The sequence below is a fragment of the Staphylococcus sp. MB377 genome (genome assembly GCF_001922505.1).
Classification (GTDB): domain Bacteria; phylum Bacillota; class Bacilli; order Staphylococcales; family Staphylococcaceae; genus Staphylococcus; species Staphylococcus haemolyticus.
The window spans coordinates 1-16,720 of record NZ_MAON01000055.1 but is presented as its reverse complement, the minus strand read 5'-3'; the positions used below and the strand labels follow the sequence as shown (position 1 = coordinate 16,720).

Sequence of the window (16,720 nt, the reverse complement as noted above, 5' to 3'; positions counted from 1 at the left end):
TAAACTTATATTGTAATCATTAATCTATCAAGGAGTGTTAATTATGACAAACGAAGATGCTAAAAAAGCAAAAGAAGTTGAAGAAAAATTAAAAGAACAAAACGAAGAAAAATCAGATGATATTGAGCAAACTAAAAAAGATGTTCAAGACACTTTAGATTAATTATTAAGAAATCTCAATTCGCTGAAGTTGAGAACAATATAATATTTAACTGCTACACTGCTAAAAAGTAGTAGTTAACTAAAACTGAGAGAACGCTCTTTTCGAGCTTTTCCCAGTTTTTTTTTACTACAAGGTTTAAATATTCTAGAGATTTCACATGCTAAATGTATTAAGAAACAGCGTGTTCAAAGTAAAATCAAATCTAATCCTCCTTTTTATTTGTAACTTAGTAAAATCATCTTGACATTAAATCTTAAAAGTCATACATTTAAAATAAATTAAATATAAAACGCACTAGGGGTGTGTATACTGAGATGAGGTTTAACCTCGAACCCTTTGAACCTGAACTAGTTAAAACTAGCGTAGGAAAGTGTTGCTAATATAAATAATTGTGGTAAATACATATATCATTTTATTTAAATTCACGCACAACTTTCTACGGATGGTTGTGCGTTTTTTTTAGGAGGAAATAACATGTCAAAAGGTTTAAAGCTTTCAGAAATATTAGTAACTGTTCTGATTGCAGTAGTATTTGCAATTATTTATAATTTATGGTGGTTTGCATATAATGTGGCCCAAGTTGCCGGTGTTCACATTGAACAATTAACTTATGGCGTTTGGTTTATGGCAGCTATAGTTGCGTATTTAATAATTCCTAAGCCTGGTATTGCACTAATTGCAGAATTTGCTGCAGGCGCTGGTGAAACAATCGTTATGGGTAAATTTGATATTCCTACAATTGTATATGCTATTCTTCAAGGTTTAGCTTGTGAAATTATTTTTGCTATTTTCAAATATAAATCTAGATCATTAATGGTTGCTGTATTAGCAGGATTAGCAACTGCTTTAATATCATTCCCAGTTGATTATTATTATGGCTATTTAGCTGAAGTAGCAGGATGGAACCTTCTTTTATTCATTATCTTCCGTTCTATTAGTGGTATAGTAATCGCAGGTTTATTATCTTATCTGATTGTTAAAGCATTAGATCAAACAGGCGTAACGAAATTATTCCGCCCTGCATCTCAAAAAGACTACGACAACCTATAAGGGGAAATTAAAGTGTTAAAAGCGAAAAATTTACGTCTAAAATATCCTAACGGCGAACGTAAAATCTTCGATAATTTAAATATTGAAATTAAAGATAAAGAAAAAGTGCTTTTACTAGGTCCTTCTGGATCTGGTAAGAGCACATTGCTTAATGTTTTAAGTGGTATCGTTCCAAATCTAATTGAATTACCGATGAAATATGATGAGCTTGAAATTGACCCACACTCCGGCGTTATTTTTCAAGATCCAGATACTCAATTTTGTATGCCTAAAGTGTATGAGGAACTTGCATTTGTTCTTGAAAACAAACAAGTACCACGAAGTCAAATGGATCCACTCATTGAAGAAGCTCTTGCTTCTGTTGATTTAAATGTTACTGATAATACTTTTGTCAATCATTTAAGTGGTGGCATGAAACAAAAACTCGCTATTGTAGAAACTATTTTACAAGAAGCTAATACATTATTCTTAGATGAACCAACTGCCATGTTAGATGTAGATGCTACAGCTGATTTATGGCAAAGACTTATTCAACTATGGTCTGATCAAACTGTACTTATAGTAGAACATAAAGTTGAACACATCTGGGAACACGTGGATAGAGTCATTTTAATGAATTATGAGGGTCAAATCATAGCAGATGGAACACCAGATTATGTGTTGAAAAATTGCGAAAGTTTACTCACAGAATTTGGTGTATGGCATCCACAAGCTTGGGACCATGCCCAAGAATCATCTAAATTTTCACATAATACAGATGAAACGCTATTTGCCTATAAAAATGGTAATATTATTAGAGGAAAAAAACATTTGTTCCAAGTACCCGAATTAACTGTTCGTTCTGGAGAATGGATTACTATTACAGGGAAAAATGGTACAGGTAAAACAACATTATTAGAATCTATGATGCAACTAATAAAATATGAAGGCGTTATGTCATATAAAAATACTACGTTAAAGAAAATTAAAGACGCAGCTCAACATATGTATTTAGTTTATCAAAACCCAGAATTACAATTCATAACAAATTCAGTTTATGAAGAAATATATATTCATTATAATCATCAAGAACCATCAATCGCTGAAAAAGAAACGATGAAACTATTAAAGTTATTACATTTAGAAGCTGTTAAAAATCAACATCCTTTTGAATTATCTATGGGACAAAAACGACGACTTAGTGTGGCCACTGCACTTAGTTCACGAGCAGAAATCATCTTACTTGATGAACCTACATTTGGACTGGATAGCCATAATACTTTTCAATTAATTGAACTATTCCAGGAAAGAGTTTCTAATGGACAAACCATTATTATGGTTACTCACGATCCTGAAATCATACATCGTTATCCAACACGTCGTTTAATAGCTGAAGACAACCAACTCATCGAGAAGGAAGGTGAATCAAATGTTTGAACGTTGGAAGAAACATTATTCCTTTGTAGATGACGTTAATATCATTACAAAACTTTTACTTGGTGTATCATTATTTATTTTCATTATTTTTGTTCACAATTTTGATTATATGATTTATATAACAATAATTATGTTTATTTTTTTAATGGCATTTAATGGGACTCAATTTAAAATCACCGGTGCATTTATTTTAGCCTCTGTCTTGTTTGCCTTATTATCATCATTATTTATGATTCTTTATGGTGATGGTACGCATATGTTATTTAAATGGGGTATCATTCAAATTAGTACTGAAAGCATCGTACGTGGTTTACATTTATCACTAAGAACTATAACAGTCTCTATGTTTGGTATTTTATTAGCATTAACATCCGAAATTGTAATGATTTTTTACAGTTTGATGCAACATTTAAAAGTAAAACCAAAAATTGCATATGCATTTATGGCTGCAATTAGAATGGTGCCTCTCATTTTCACTTCATTAATTCAATTAAGACGGTCATTGAAAATGCGTTATCAAATGATTGATGCTTCAAATTATAGAGGTCTAAAACGATTAAAACATTTATTGATACCAATATTAAGTCAAAATATTCGTCGAGCACATCAATTGTCTGTTGCGATGGAATCTAAGGGTTTTAAGGACGGTCCTAGAACCTATTATTATAAAGCACCATTTTCTAATAAAGATATTTTATTTATTATTTGCGTTGTGGCTATACTAATTATCGCATTTTATCTTTCACAATACTTCCCTATAACAGGCATTACTGATGCACGAGTATCAGGTTATACATCATAGATACAAGGAAGTGGGACAGTAATAATATTTTTCAAAATTTATTTCGTTGTAACCCCAGCTTGCTTAGCTTGTATAATTTCTTAATGAAATTCTCTTTGCTGGGGCCCCAAACCCCAACTTGCTTAGCTTGTATAATTTCTTAATGAAATTCTCTTTGCTGGGGCCCCAAACCCCAACTTGCTTAGCTTGTATAATTTCTTAATGAAATTCTCTTTGCTGGGGCCCCAAACCCCAACTTGCTTAGCTTGTATAATTTCTTAATGAAATTCTCTTTGCTGGGGCCCCAAACCCCAACTTGCTTAGCTTGTAGAATTTCTTAATGAAATTCTCTTTGCTGAGGCCCGCCTACCAGGCAAGGTTGATTAGAATAAAAAAAGCTTGTTACAATGGCATTTTTAAATCAGTCAACTACTGCCAATATATAATTGTATAATTGTAGCCTGAGTCATTGAATTATGTCTCAGGCTACAATTATATATTCACTTATTTTAATGCTTTATTTCCAATATCACTACGATAAAATAGATTATCACTCTTAATTTTTTCTACATTTTTATAGGCTGCTTTTTGCGCTTCTTCAATTGTTTCTCCTTTTCCAACAGCTAATATAACTCTGCCTCCTGAAGTAACAAATGCATCATCTTCTTTACGCAATCCACTCACAAAATAAGTATCATTTAATTCAAAGCCTGTTACTTTAGCTCCTTTTTCATAAGCACCTGGATATCCTTTAGAAGCTAGCATAACTCCTACAACAAAATCATCTTGCCATTGAAATAGAATAGGTTCTTTACGATCTAAAGCAACAATTTGAGCCATTAAATCACTTTCCAAACGACTTAATAAAACTTGAGCTTCAGGATCACCAAAGCGCGCATTAAATTCAATTACTTTCGGGCCTTCTGACGTTAAAATAGCACCAATATAAAGTAATCCAAAATAATCATAACCTTCAGCTTTCATCGCTTTTGCAATAGGCTGTGCAATATCTTTATTTGTGCGTTCTAAGACATCTTCAGTAATATGTGGCACCGGGCAATATGCACCCATTCCTCCAGTGTTTGGTCCTTCATCATTATCAAAAGCACGTTTATGGTCTTGCGCAATACAATCAAATGGAACTGCATAATCCCCGTTAATAAATGTCATTAATGAAAATTCTTCACCCTCTAAAAATTGCTCAAAGACCACTTCACCATGTTCTTCAGGATAAAGTGATTCTACTGCTTTAATTGCGTCTTCACGTGTTTCAGCAATGATTACACCTTTACCAGCAGCTAAACCATCTTTTTTAACTACAATTGGTAAATCACAATGATTTACATATGCCAGCGCATCTGTTTTGTTATTTGTTTCTTTATATTTTGCTGTTGGAATATTATATTTTTGCATAATTTTTTTAGCGAACAGCTTAGATCCTTCAATTTGAGCTGCATCTTTATTAGGACCAAACACTTTAACTCCTGATTGACGTAATTTATCAGATAAACCATCAATTAATGGTTGTTCAGGACCAACAACCACCCATTCAACCTTATTTTCTTTAACAAAGTTTAAGATTGACTCATGATCAGACTCTGCAATCTCAGTATGCACTCTTGCAACATTAGCCATAGCATCATTACCTGGAATTACGTGCAATTGATCAATTAACGGTGATTGATGTAATTTATTTGCCAAAGCATGCTCTCGACCACCTGCTCCGATAACTAAAACATTCATTAATATTACCCCTTCCATTATTTTGAATGATTAATTAATGCTTAAAGTGACGCATGCCCGTAGTCACCATGGCAATACCATATTTATTCGCCATATCTATTGAGTCTTGATCTTTAATTGATCCACCCGGTTGTATGATGGCTTTGACACCATGTTTTGCAGCTAATTCAACCGTATCATCCATTGGGAAAAAGCCGTCTGATACTAAAGCAACATTGTCATTCATTTCTATAGCACGCTCTAAAGCTATTTTGGCTGAACCAACACGGTTCATTTGACCTGCACCAATGCCTACAGTTTGTTTGGTATTGCTCAATATAACAGCATTACTTTTAACAGATGGAATCACTTTCCAACCAAGTAGCATTGCATCCCATTGATCATCTGTAGGCGCTTTTTCAGTTACTACTTTCATGTCTTCTATAGCTACCTCAAAGTTATCTTTATCTTGAACTAAATACCCACCTGAAACTGAAACAAATTCTTCTTCACGATTATCAATCGTCATATCTATTTCTAATAGACGTATGTTTTTCTTTTTAGTTAAAATGTCTAAAGCTTCATCAGTAAATCTTGGAGCAATCACTACTTCTAAAAATATAGCATGTAATGTTTCAGCTAAATCAGCAGTTACTGTTCTATTTAATGCGATAATGCCACCAAAGATAGATTGATTATCTGCATCATAAGCATGTTTAAATGCAGTTTCAATATTGTCGCCAATACCAACACCACAAGGGTTCATATGTTTAATTGCAACGGCAGCAGGCTCTTTAAATTTCTTAACAAGTGAAAGTGCAGAATCAGCATCTTTAATATTGTTAAAACTTAAAGCTTTACCATGTAATTGTTTAGCACCTGCAATTGTGTGTTTGCTATTCGAAGTACGAACAAAACGCGCTGATTGCTGAGGGTTTTCACCGTATCTTAATTGTTCACTATCACCTTTGAAATAACTTACAATGGCATGATCATATTCGTTCGTATGTGCAAAAACTTTAATCATTAATTCTTTACGGAAATCCTCATCGAGTCGGTCTTCCTTTATGCGTTCAATGACTTCATTATAATCAGCTGGATGTACAATTGTAGTCACATGTTTAAAGTTTTTAGCTGCAGCACGTAACATTGTAGGTCCGCCAATATCGATGTTTTCAATTGCTTCTGTTTCTGTTACATCCGGTTTGGCGACTGTTTTTTGGAAAGGATATAAGTTAACTACTACCATATCGATTAAATCAATATGTTGTTCTGATAACTGTTCTAAATGTTCAGGTTTATCACGATCTGCTAAAATGCCACCATGTACTGCCGGGTGTAATGTTTTAACACGTCCGTCCATAATTTCAGGAAATTGCGTTAATTCTGAAACAGATTTCACCGGTACAGAAGCATCTTCTAAAGCACCTTTAGTTCCTCCAGTTGAATATAATTCATAATCTAATTTGATTAAAGATTTAGCAAACTCCACTATTCCACTTTTGTTTGAGACACTTAAAATTGCTTTTTTCATGATTAGATTAACTCCTTATTTAATAACTTTAGCTATAACACTTGGATAAAGTTCATACTCCAAACGCTTTACACGTTCTTCCAAATTCTCTTTAGTATCGTCCTGTTTTATATCACATTGTCGTTGTTCAATAATTTCTCCCGTATCCATACCACTATCAACATAATGTACAGTTGAACCAGTTACCTTATCGCCACTATTAAACGCTTGTCCAATTGCATCTTTCCCCTTATATTTCGGTAATAGTGATGGATGGATGTTTAAAATTTTACCTTCGTAAGCGTCTAATAAATCAGATCCAATTAATCGCATATAGCCAGCAAGTATTATCCATTCAACTTCTTCACGCTTTAACAGTTCTATTAAATGTTGTTCGTAATCTGCTTTAGTAGTGAAATCCTTAGGCTCATTTATATTAACTGTTACTTTTAAATGTTTGGCTCGTTCAACACAATAAGCATCGTGATGATCAGTATATAATGAAGTAATTTCTATATTGTTGAGCTCCCCTTTATCTGCTTTTAGCACAATATTCTCAAAATTACTACCTGATCCAGATGCAAATATAGCTACTTTAGTCACTATTCTACCCCCTCAAGTAAAATGGGTGACTCTGCATTGGCAATGATTTCACCTATTTCGTAAGAAGAAATACCTTGTTGTTTTAAGATATCAAGTGTTTGTGCAACGTCTTTTTTATCTACTATGGCTGTGAAACCAATACCCATATTAAAGACATTGTACATTTCATCCGTTCCAATATTAGCTTGTTGTTGTAACCAATCAAATACTTTTGGTGTAGGAAAAGCTTGTGTATAAATTTTCGCTGCTAATCCATCAGGTAATCCACGTGGAATGTTTTCATAGAAACCACCACCAGTGATATGATTCATTCCTTTAATTTGAACAGCTTTTTTCAAAGCAAGAATTGGTTTAACATATAATTGCGTTGGGGCTAAAAATGTTTCTAAGTACGTACGACCATCAAAATCGTCATTTAAATCAATACCAGATTCTTTAATTAATTTACGTACTAAGCTATAACCATTTGAATGTATTCCGTTAGAGGCTAAACCAATGATGGCTTGACCTTCTTGAATTGCTGATCCATCAATATAGTCGTCTTTCTCGACTGCTCCAACAGCAAATCCGGCAAGGTCATATTCACCTTCATGATACATTTCACCCATTTCAGCTGTTTCTCCACCAATAAGTGCAGTGTTAGTCTCTTCGCATCCATCACTTACACCTTTAACAATCTGTTCGATTACTTCTGGAACAACTTTGTTCGTTGCAATATAATCTAAGAAATATAATGGTTCAGCACCAGTAGTCAAAATATCATTTACACACATTGCTACTGCATCTATTCCGATTGTGTCGTGTTTATCATTATCAATAGCCAATTTCAATTTAGTACCAACACCATCTGTACCAGAAACTAGTACAGGCGCCTTCATATTTAATTGAGACAAATCAAAGGTAGCACCAAATCCACCTAAACCACCTAGTACCTCTTTACGCATTGTTCGTTTAACATGACTAGACATTCTCTCAACCGCTTCATAACCTGCATGAATATCAACACCTGATTGTTCATAAGCTTTAGACATGAATATTACCCTCTCTATCAAAGTAGTGTTTATGATTATTAATATAATCCTGTTGACGTTGACTTAAGTTATTATAATATTTATCTTCGTAATCAAATAGTCCTGCTGGATAATCACCTGTAAAGCTCTCTACACATAAACCACTATACGGTGCGTCATAATTTAATCCAATCGATTCAATTAGACCGTCTACGCTTAAATAAGATAATGAGTCTGCACCAATATAATCACAAATTTCTTGTGGTGACTTACTTGCAGATATGAGTTCAGCAGTCGTTGAAACATCTATTCCGTAAAAGCTTGGGAACATAAATTCTGGAGAAGCGATTCTTACATGAACTTCTTTTGCTCCGGAGTCTTTTAACATTCTGACAATACGTTTACTCGTTGTTCCACGCACAATTGAATCATCAACTAAAACAATTCGTTTACCTTCTACGATATCCTTGACTGCCGATAATTTAACGCGGACACCTTGTTCTCTTAACTCTTGAGTCGGTTGGATAAATGTACGAGCTACGTATTGGTTCTTCACCAACCCCATTTCATAAGGTAGGTGGCTTTCTTCAGCATACCCACTTGCAGCTGATAATGATGAGTTGGGTACTCCAATAACCATATCTGCATTTGCAGGGCTTTCTTGTGCTAATTTTTTTCCAGATGCTTTACGAACAGCATGAACATTTTTGCCAGCAATAGTAGAATCAGGACGAGCGAAATAAATATATTCCATAGCTGAAATGGCTGTATTTGTATGACTCGTATATGATTTCACTTCAATACCTTCATTATTAATAACAACATATTCTCCGGCATGGATATCTTGCACGTATTCAGCACCTAATACATCAATGGCACATGTTTCACTAGCTAAGATGTACGTGTCATCTTGCATTTTACCTACTACCAGTGGACGGATAGCATTAGGATCTACTGCTCCATATAATGCATCTTTAGTAAGTATTGCAAATGTGAATCCGCCTTTAATTTGTCGCAAACTCTCTTTTAACGCTTCTTCAAAAGTTGGTGCTTTACTTCTGCGTATTAAATGCATAATCACTTCAGTGTCAGATGAAGAATGGAAGATTGCACCATGTTTTTCCAAATATTGACGTAACGTCTGGGCATTAATTAAATTACCATTGTGGCAAATCGCAACGCTCATATCGTAAAAGTGATATAAAAATGGTTGTATATTTTCAATCCCTTTATTACCTGATGTGGCATAGCGAACATGGCCTATGGCGTTGTGTCCATCTTTAAGTTGATCCATTTGATCACCTTTTATTGCTTCTGTTAACAATCCAAGACCACGTTCACCTTTTAAAACTTCTCCATCTGATACAACAATACCTGCACCTTCTTGACCACGATGTTGTAAACTGTGAAGTCCCATATAGGTTAATTGAGTGGCTTCTGAATGATTCCAAATGCCGAACACACCACATTCTTCGTTTAATCCACTGTAGTTAAACATTGTGCAATTGCTCCTTCCCAACTTTCTTTAATCTCTGAGACTTTTTCAACAATCGAACTTTGAGCATTAGTAACTTTAAATTCATCAACATCTGTTAATTGACCAATTTCTACAGCTCCCTCAATATTTAACGTCTGTCCATCTTTAACAGCAATAATATATCGACCTTGCGTTTCACTAAACAATTGTGCATCTGAAAGGTCAATTGAAGCTTCTAGTCCTAAACCATAATGAGCACTGATACGCGCTAAACTGATCAATAAACCACCTTTACCAACTGTTTGTACGTGAGAAGCAACGCCACTTCTAATCGCATTCTTGACTGCTTCTCCTTTATTAACTTCATCACTTAAATCAATCGTTTCAAATTCATGATTGACTTTACCGTATAATAATTTTTCAACTTGACTACCACCAAAGTCATCTCTTGTTTCACCAACTAAATATAATTTATGACCAGCTTCAGGATGGAAATCATTCAGATAATCAATATCCTCTATTAAACCAACCATTCCTACGACAGGCGTTGGGAAAATGGATGTACCACGTGTTTCGTTATAGAGTGATACGTTACCTGAAACAACCGGTGTTTTTAATACTTCACACGCTTCTGACATACCTTTCGTTGAATCAATTAACTGCTGATAGATTTCTTTCTTTTCAGGAGAGCCATAATTTAAGCAATCCGTCATAGCAAGTGGTGTTGCACCTACTGCTATTAAATTGCGATAGGCTTCAGCTACGACCATTTTTCCACCTTCATAAGGCTGATTAAACACATAACGCGCTTCACCATCAATTGTAGAGGCTACAGCTTTATTCGTACCTTCAACACGAACAACTGAAGATTGTAAACCTGGTTTAATGATAGTATTGGCACCAACTTGTTGATCATATTGTTCATACAAATAATGTTTTGAGGCAATCGTTGGATGTATTAGAAGTTTCTTGAATGTTTCTTCGACATTTATAGAACTATAGTCATTTTTAGATGTGTTATACTCTTTCACTTCACCTTCTAAAACATAGACCGGCGCTTCATCTGCAAGTGATTGAACCGGTATATCCGCGAATACTTCATCTTCATATTTAAGTACGAAGCGGTCAGTATTTGTTACTTCACCAATAACTGCACTATCAAGTTCATGTTTTTCAAATAAATCTAAGAATTTTTGTTCAGTACCTTTTTCAACTACTAATAACATTCTTTCTTGTGTTTCAGAAAGCATCATTTCATAAGGTGAAATACCTGGTTCTCGTGTAGGCACTTGATCTAAATGTAATTCAAGACCACTGCCACCTTTAGCTGCCATTTCTGATGATGAAGATGTTAAACCAGCGGCCCCCATATCTTGAATACCAACTAATTCGTCGAAAGTAATCGCTTCTAATGTGGCTTCCATTAATTTTTTACCTACAAAAGGGTCCCCAATTTGAACAGATGGTCTTTTACTTTCACTTTCTTCAGTTAATTCTTCGGATGCAAAAGTTGCACCATGAATACCATCACGGCCTGTTTTTAAACCTACATAAATGACTGAGTTACCTTCACCTTTAGCAGTCCCTTTTTGAATCATGTCATGATCAATAACACCTACACACATGGCATTAACCAATGGATTTCCATCGTAACAATCATCAAATTCAATTTCTCCAGCTGTTGTAGGTATACCGATACAATTTCCATAACCGCCAATACCACGTACTACACCTTTAAGTAAACGTTGGTTCTGTTTAACTGACAATTCACCGAAACGTAGACTGTTTAACAGATTGATTGGTCTAGCTCCAATTGATACGATATCTCTAATGATGCCACCTACACCAGTTGCAGCACCTTGATAAGGTTCGATAGCTGACGGATGGTTATGTGATTCAACTTTAAATACTACTGCTTGATTATCACCAATATCCACAACACCTGCGCCTTCACCTGGTCCCATTAAGACATGCTCACCAGTAGTTGGAAATTGTTTTAAGAATGGTTTAGAGTGCTTGTAAGAACAGTGTTCACTCCACATAACCGAGAAGATGCCTATCTCTGTAAAATTAGGTTCTCTTCCTAATATTTCACAAACTTTGTTATATTCTGCGTCACTCAAGCCCATATCTTGATATAATTTTTCAAACTTAATTTCTTCAATACTAGGTTCGATAAACTTAGACATTTTGTTCCCTCCAACTATTAACCATTGCTTCAAATAATTTCACGCCACTGTCAGTTCCAAGAATTTTTTCAAGCGCACGTTCAGGGTGTGGCATCATTCCGCAAACATTACCTGCTTTATTTACAATACCTGCAATATTTTCATGAGAGCCGTTTGGATTATCTTCATATGTTAAGATAATTTGATTATTTTCAACTAATTCGTTATATATGTCATCTGTACAATAATAATGACCTTCGCCATGCGCTACTGGATAAACTACAATTTCATTCTCACCATACAAATTTGTAAAAGGAGTTTGATTATTAGCAATTTTTAGATTTTCATTTCTGCTAATAAATAAATGAGAATCATTATGGAGTAATGCACCAGGTAATAAACCAATCTCAGTGAGAATTTGGAATCCGTTACATACACCTAGAACGGGTTTGCCATCATTAGCCAAGCGTTTTACTTCGTTAATTATTGGTGCTACACTCGCCATTGCACCTGAACGTAAATAGTCTCCAAATGAAAAACCACCAGGGATTAATACGCCATCATAACCTTCCAATGATGTCTCACGATAATCAACATAATCTGCTTGCGCACCTGACTTAATCGCTGCGTTGTACATATCTCTATCACAATTAGATCCTGGGAATACGAGAACTGCAAATTTCATTTTATGCATTCTCCTTTTCGTCAACGATTTTATAACTATATTCTTCAATTACAGTATTTGCGAATAACTTTTCACTTAATGTCGTCACAATGTTATCGACCGCTTCATCAGTTGCTTCGTCAACCGTCATGTATAAAACTTTACCTACACGAATATCATTAACTTGTTTATAACCTAAGTCGTGAACAGCTCGATTTAGTGCTTGTCCTTGAGTATCTAACACCTGTGGTTGTAATGTAATGTGAAGTTCAATAGTTTTCATTATTTTAATTCCTCCAATTTATTTAAAAATGTTGTATATGTGTCAATAAGTGAACCTGTATCATTGCGATAGACGTCTTTATCAAAGTTAGAATCAGAATATTTATCCCAAATACGACATGTATCTGGAGAAATTTCATCAGCTAATAAAATTTTACCGTCAGAAGTTTTACCAAATTCAACTTTAAAATCAACTAATCTTAAATCCATCTCATCCATCAATTGAACTAATACTTTATTAATATCTTTAGCCATAGTTTTTAGTGTTTCAATTTCACTATCGCTCGCTATTTTTAAAAGTTTAACGTGATCATCCGTAATTAACGGGTCATTTAAGTCGTCATTTTTATAGAAAAATTCAACTAACGGTGCTTCGAATTCGTAACCTTTGTTAAAACCTAAACGTTTCGTTATAGAACCTGTTGCTATGTTACGTACTACAACTTCTAGTGGAATGATTTTAACTTCTTCAACTAATTGTTCCGTTTCAGAAAGCTGCTTAATAAAATGACTCGCAATTCCATGCTGAGCTAAATATTCAAATATTATAGAGGTAATTTGATTATTTAATCGTCCTTTACCTTCCATTTTGTCTTTTTTTGCACCATTACCAGCCGTAACTTCATCTTTATACTCAACTCTCAATTGACCTACATTGTCTGTTGAGAAAATTCTTTTCGCTTTTCCTTCATATAATAGCGCCATTAACTATTCTCTCCCTTCAAACTGTTTGAGCATATCTTTCTCAGTTTCATCGACATTATTCGTTAAAATTGTCATATGTCCCATTTTACGATTAGGTTTACGTTCAGGTTTCCCATAAATATGAACATGCCATTCTGGATGATTAGCGAACTTATCTTCTAATAAATCTAAATCGCGACCCAACAAATTCATCATCACTGCAGGTTTTAAAATCTCAATTTCTTTTGGAAGATTTTGTCCAGTAACTGCTAATATATGTGTATCAAATTGTGAATAATCACAAGCTTCAATTGAATAATGTCCTGAATTGTGTGGACGTGGTGCAATTTCATTTACATATAAATGATTTGATTTATCGATGAAGAATTCGACTGTAAACGTACCTACAAAATGTACTTCATTAATAATTTTATTTACTTCATCTCTAGCTTCTTGTTCCTTATCACTTCTCGCAGGCACAATGGTTTTAAATAATATTTGATTTCGATGTTCATTTTCTTGAAGAGGGAAATACGTAATTTGTTTTTGGTTACCAATCGTAACAGTTAAAGAAACTTCGAGTGCAATATCAAGAAATTGTTCTGCTACACACTCATGTTGTGAAATGAGATCTTTAGCTTCTTGAATGGATTCTTCATTTTTAACTAATACTTGTCCTTTACCGTCGTATCCACCAAAACGCGTTTTAACTATAAATGGATATCCTAATTGATTAATCACAACATTTAGGTCTTTTTCCTCTTTAATAGGTAAAAAAGGAACAATTTTAGATCCTGCTTGTTGTAATGTTTGTTTTTCAGTTAAACGATCTTGTAGTAATTGAATAGCTTGATAACCTTGAGGAATATTGAATTTTTGAGTTAGACGAATAAGTTGTTCAGCTGAAATATTTTCAAACTCATAAGTGATTACATCAGATTTCTCACCGAGTTCATGCAAAGCTTCTTCATCGTCATAAGCGGCAGTTATAAATTCGTGAGCTACTGATTTACACGGACTATCAGGGTTAGGGTCTAAACAAATGACTTTAAAGCCCATTTTTTGAGCAGATTGAGCCATCATTTTACCTAATTGACCGCCTCCAATAATACCAATCGTGTCACCGAACTTTAATTTACTGAAGTTCATTTTGCATTTCACCAACTTTATCTACTAGACTTTGCTCATATTCATCTAAATGTTTACGAACTGATTCATTACTAATACTTAAAATTCTCGCAGCTAATATCCCAGCATTTTTTGCACCTGCATTACCTATTGCAGTTGTAGCCACCGGAATACCTCCTGGCATTTGAACAATCGATAATAAAGAATCCAATCCTTTTAAACTTTTTGACTCAATCGGTACACCTATAACTGGTATTGTTGTCATTGATGCAACCATTCCTGGTAGATGTGCAGCACCACCTGCACCAGCAATAATGACATCGTATCCATGTGTTCTAGCTTGACTTGCAAATTCATACATTAATTTAGGCGTACGATGTGCCGAAACGACTTTCTTATCGTACGGTATTTCGAATTTATCTAACATCGCACAACTTTCTTGCATAACCTTCCAATCTGAAGAACTACCCATAATAACCGCTACTTTCACTTTGTACACCCTTTCAAAAGTTTGAAATTTAGTTACGATAAGTTGTATATTACAGATATAGCATAACAATCATGAGATGCTTTTTCAATCAAAAATCGAACTTTAACTTAATTTTTGCTTTTAATTTACGTCTTTCAGCTATCGATTGACGTGACAGAAGATTTAAAGTTAAGGTAAAAGTATGATTTAAACAAACAAGGAGGAATTTTTTGTGGTTGCAAAAATTTTAGATGGGAAACAAATTTCTAAGGACTACAGACAAGGTTTACAAAATCAAGTTGAAGCATTAAAAGAAAAAGGTTACACACCAAAATTATCCGTAATCTTAGTAGGTAATGATGGTGCGAGTCAAAGCTATGTAAACTCTAAAAAGAAAGCTGCTGAAAAAATCGGTATGATTTCTGAAATTGTTCATTTAGATGAGGATACTTCTGAAGAAGAAGTATTAAAAGAATTAGACCGTTTAAACAATGATGATTCAGTAAGTGGAATATTAGTTCAAGTACCTCTTCCTAAACAAGTAAGTGAACAAAAAATCTTAGAAGCGATTAATCCTGAAAAAGACGTTGATGGCTTCCACCCTTCAAATATCGGTAAGTTATATATTGATGAGCAAACTTTTGTTCCATGTACGCCACTAGGCATTATGGAAATTCTTAAACATGCTGATATTGATTTAGAAGGTAAAAATGCAGTTGTTATTGGTCGTAGCCATATTGTCGGTCAACCAGTATCAAAATTATTATTACAAGCTAACGCTACAGTAACTATTCTACATTCACGTACTAAAGACATGCATAGTCATTTGAAAGATGCTGATGTTATTGTCAGCGCAGTTGGTCAACCAGGTTTAGTAACTAAAGATGATGTAAAAGAAGGCGCTGTTATTGTTGACGTTGGTAACACTCCAGATGAGAATGGTAAATTAAAAGGTGACGTTGAATTTGAAGAAGTTAAAGAAGTTGCCGGTGCAATTACGCCAGTTCCAGGTGGCGTTGGCCCATTAACAATTACTATGGTGCTTAATAATACATTATTAGCTGAAAAAATGCGTCGTGGCATTAAATAATATAATTATTCTTACTTAAACTATATGTATGTTGAGAAACTCGTTTAAATTTCAATTAAATAAAGCGAAATAAAAGCACATAGATGATGTTTATTAAATATCATCTATGTGCTTTATTCATTTATAATTTATGGCTCTATAATAAATTGGACTGATGACTAAAAATCATCAGTCCAATTTTTATGTTTGAATACAAAAATGGCGCAATTACCTCTATAATTATTAGCTACCAAACAAAATAAAAAAGAAAGGTAATGCGCCTATGTGTAAGTCTATATTAAATACATTAAGAATTAAAGATAAAAATCTAAATTTTTCAGATGAAGTGATTGAGAAAAAGCACAAAGGACGAATGAGCTTATTTTACTATGCTGAGCTCACTTATCAACCTACACATTGTGAAAATTGTTCAACTAAAAATGAAAATTTCTCTATAGTAAAAAATGGTAAGAAAACCTCAACGATTACTTTACTTAAAATTATGGAAATGCCCGCTTATT

At 34.1% G+C, this 16,720-nt stretch carries 16 protein-coding genes, 1 pseudogene and 1 riboswitch; of the genes and pseudogenes, 6 read left to right on the top strand and 11 right to left on the bottom strand.

The window, feature by feature from the left end:
• Window positions 1-43 precede the first annotated feature (43 nt).
• The 4 genes from graF (at window position 44) to BB045_RS09340 (ending at window position 3,431) form a co-directional block, all read left to right on the top strand.
• Window positions 44-163, top strand: a complete 120-nt coding sequence (graF, locus tag BB045_RS12240) for a glycopeptide resistance-associated protein GraF (protein ID WP_107609884.1) — start codon at window positions 44-46, stop codon at window positions 161-163.
• 286 nt (window positions 164-449) lie between these two features.
• Window positions 450-549, top strand: a riboswitch (TPP riboswitch).
• Window positions 550-637: 88 nt separating this feature from the next.
• Window positions 638-1,213, top strand: coding sequence for an ECF transporter S component (locus tag BB045_RS09350; protein ID WP_053017839.1), 576 nt, complete (start codon window positions 638-640; stop codon window positions 1,211-1,213).
• Window positions 1,214-1,225: 12 nt separating this feature from the next.
• A complete protein-coding gene (locus BB045_RS09345; RefSeq protein ID WP_075140706.1) occupies window positions 1,226-2,629 on the top strand; it encodes an ABC transporter ATP-binding protein in 1,404 nt (467 codons plus the stop codon).
• A complete protein-coding gene (locus BB045_RS09340; protein WP_070440293.1) occupies window positions 2,622-3,431 on the top strand; it encodes an energy-coupling factor transporter transmembrane component T family protein in 810 nt (269 codons plus the stop codon). Before BB045_RS09345 ends, BB045_RS09340 begins: the two co-directional genes overlap by 8 nt.
• Window positions 3,432-3,914: 483 nt before the next feature.
• Here the strand turns inward: BB045_RS09340 and purD are convergent, their stop codons facing one another.
• Genes purD through purE form a run of 11 tightly spaced genes read right to left on the bottom strand, consistent with a single transcriptional unit; the run spans window position 3,915 to window position 15,151 of the window.
• Complete coding sequence (purD, locus tag BB045_RS09330) at window positions 3,915-5,153, bottom strand: phosphoribosylamine--glycine ligase (RefSeq protein WP_070581303.1); 1,239 nt, start codon at window positions 5,151-5,153, stop codon at window positions 3,915-3,917.
• 34 nt (window positions 5,154-5,187) lie between these two features.
• A complete protein-coding gene (gene purH / locus BB045_RS09325) occupies window positions 5,188-6,666 on the bottom strand; it encodes a bifunctional phosphoribosylaminoimidazolecarboxamide formyltransferase/IMP cyclohydrolase (RefSeq protein WP_075140705.1) in 1,479 nt (492 codons plus the stop codon).
• Window positions 6,667-6,681: 15 nt separating this feature from the next.
• A complete protein-coding gene (gene purN, locus BB045_RS09320; RefSeq protein WP_070581305.1) occupies window positions 6,682-7,248 on the bottom strand; it encodes a phosphoribosylglycinamide formyltransferase in 567 nt (188 codons plus the stop codon).
• A complete protein-coding gene (purM, locus tag BB045_RS09315) occupies window positions 7,248-8,279 on the bottom strand; it encodes a phosphoribosylformylglycinamidine cyclo-ligase (protein WP_070440301.1) in 1,032 nt (343 codons plus the stop codon). The genes purN and purM overlap by 1 nt, the downstream gene beginning before the upstream one ends.
• Window positions 8,272-9,756 (bottom strand): amidophosphoribosyltransferase, encoded by a 1,485-nt coding sequence (gene purF, locus BB045_RS09310; RefSeq protein ID WP_070581306.1) that lies wholly within the window; start codon window positions 9,754-9,756, stop codon window positions 8,272-8,274. The genes purM and purF overlap by 8 nt, the downstream gene beginning before the upstream one ends.
• On the bottom strand, window positions 9,735-11,924 hold the full coding sequence (gene purL / locus BB045_RS09305; protein WP_070581307.1) for a phosphoribosylformylglycinamidine synthase subunit PurL: 2,190 nt from the start codon (window positions 11,922-11,924) through the stop codon (window positions 9,735-9,737). Before purL ends, purF begins: the two co-directional genes overlap by 22 nt.
• Window positions 11,917-12,588, bottom strand: a complete 672-nt coding sequence (gene purQ, locus BB045_RS09300) for a phosphoribosylformylglycinamidine synthase I (protein ID WP_033079948.1) — start codon at window positions 12,586-12,588, stop codon at window positions 11,917-11,919. The genes purL and purQ overlap by 8 nt, the downstream gene beginning before the upstream one ends.
• A 1-nt stretch (window position 12,589) precedes the next feature.
• The gene (gene purS, locus BB045_RS09295; RefSeq protein WP_033079949.1) at window positions 12,590-12,850 is read right to left on the bottom strand and encodes a phosphoribosylformylglycinamidine synthase subunit PurS; all 261 of its coding nucleotides are present in this window, start codon (window positions 12,848-12,850) and stop codon (window positions 12,590-12,592) included.
• Window positions 12,850-13,554: a phosphoribosylaminoimidazolesuccinocarboxamide synthase gene (purC, locus tag BB045_RS09290; RefSeq protein ID WP_070581309.1), complete on the bottom strand. Its 705-nt coding sequence runs from the start codon at window positions 13,552-13,554 to the stop codon at window positions 12,850-12,852. The genes purS and purC overlap by 1 nt, the downstream gene beginning before the upstream one ends.
• 3 nt (window positions 13,555-13,557) lie before the next feature.
• On the bottom strand, window positions 13,558-14,682 hold the full coding sequence (purK, locus tag BB045_RS09285) for a 5-(carboxyamino)imidazole ribonucleotide synthase (protein ID WP_070581310.1): 1,125 nt from the start codon (window positions 14,680-14,682) through the stop codon (window positions 13,558-13,560).
• A complete protein-coding gene (gene purE / locus BB045_RS09280) occupies window positions 14,669-15,151 on the bottom strand; it encodes a 5-(carboxyamino)imidazole ribonucleotide mutase (protein ID WP_037549288.1) in 483 nt (160 codons plus the stop codon). The genes purK and purE overlap by 14 nt, the downstream gene beginning before the upstream one ends.
• A gap of 211 nt (window positions 15,152-15,362) precedes the next feature.
• Between purE and folD the strand changes: the two genes are divergently transcribed.
• Together folD and BB045_RS09270 are read left to right on the top strand one after the other, a co-directional pair.
• Window positions 15,363-16,220: a bifunctional methylenetetrahydrofolate dehydrogenase/methenyltetrahydrofolate cyclohydrolase FolD gene (folD, locus tag BB045_RS09275; protein WP_070581311.1), complete on the top strand. Its 858-nt coding sequence runs from the start codon at window positions 15,363-15,365 to the stop codon at window positions 16,218-16,220.
• A 262-nt stretch (window positions 16,221-16,482) separates the two neighbouring features.
• A pseudogene (locus BB045_RS09270) lies at window positions 16,483-16,720 on the top strand (ISL3 family transposase); the annotation flags it as partial.

Coding starts and splice junctions, on each gene's coding strand:
- graF (WP_107609884.1), top strand. CDS start 44: ATGACAAACGAAGATGCTAAAAAAGCAAAAGAAGTTGAAGAAAAATTA.
- purK (WP_070581310.1), bottom strand. CDS start 14,682: ATGAACTTCAGTAAATTAAAGTTCGGTGACACGATTGGTATTATTGGA.
- purH (WP_075140705.1), bottom strand. CDS start 6,666: ATGAAAAAAGCAATTTTAAGTGTCTCAAACAAAAGTGGAATAGTGGAG.
- purS (WP_033079949.1), bottom strand. CDS start 12,850: ATGAAAACTATTGAACTTCACATTACATTACAACCACAGGTGTTAGAT.
- purD (WP_070581303.1), bottom strand. CDS start 5,153: ATGAATGTTTTAGTTATCGGAGCAGGTGGTCGAGAGCATGCTTTGGCA.
- purL (WP_070581307.1), bottom strand. CDS start 11,924: ATGTCTAAGTTTATCGAACCTAGTATTGAAGAAATTAAGTTTGAAAAA.
- purQ (WP_033079948.1), bottom strand. CDS start 12,588: ATGAAATTTGCAGTTCTCGTATTCCCAGGATCTAATTGTGATAGAGAT.
- BB045_RS09340 (WP_070440293.1), top strand. CDS start 2,622: ATGTTTGAACGTTGGAAGAAACATTATTCCTTTGTAGATGACGTTAAT.
- purC (WP_070581309.1), bottom strand. CDS start 13,554: ATGGCGCTATTATATGAAGGAAAAGCGAAAAGAATTTTCTCAACAGAC.
- purM (WP_070440301.1), bottom strand. CDS start 8,279: ATGTCTAAAGCTTATGAACAATCAGGTGTTGATATTCATGCAGGTTAT.
- purF (WP_070581306.1), bottom strand. CDS start 9,756: ATGTTTAACTACAGTGGATTAAACGAAGAATGTGGTGTGTTCGGCATT.
- BB045_RS09350 (WP_053017839.1), top strand. CDS start 638: ATGTCAAAAGGTTTAAAGCTTTCAGAAATATTAGTAACTGTTCTGATT.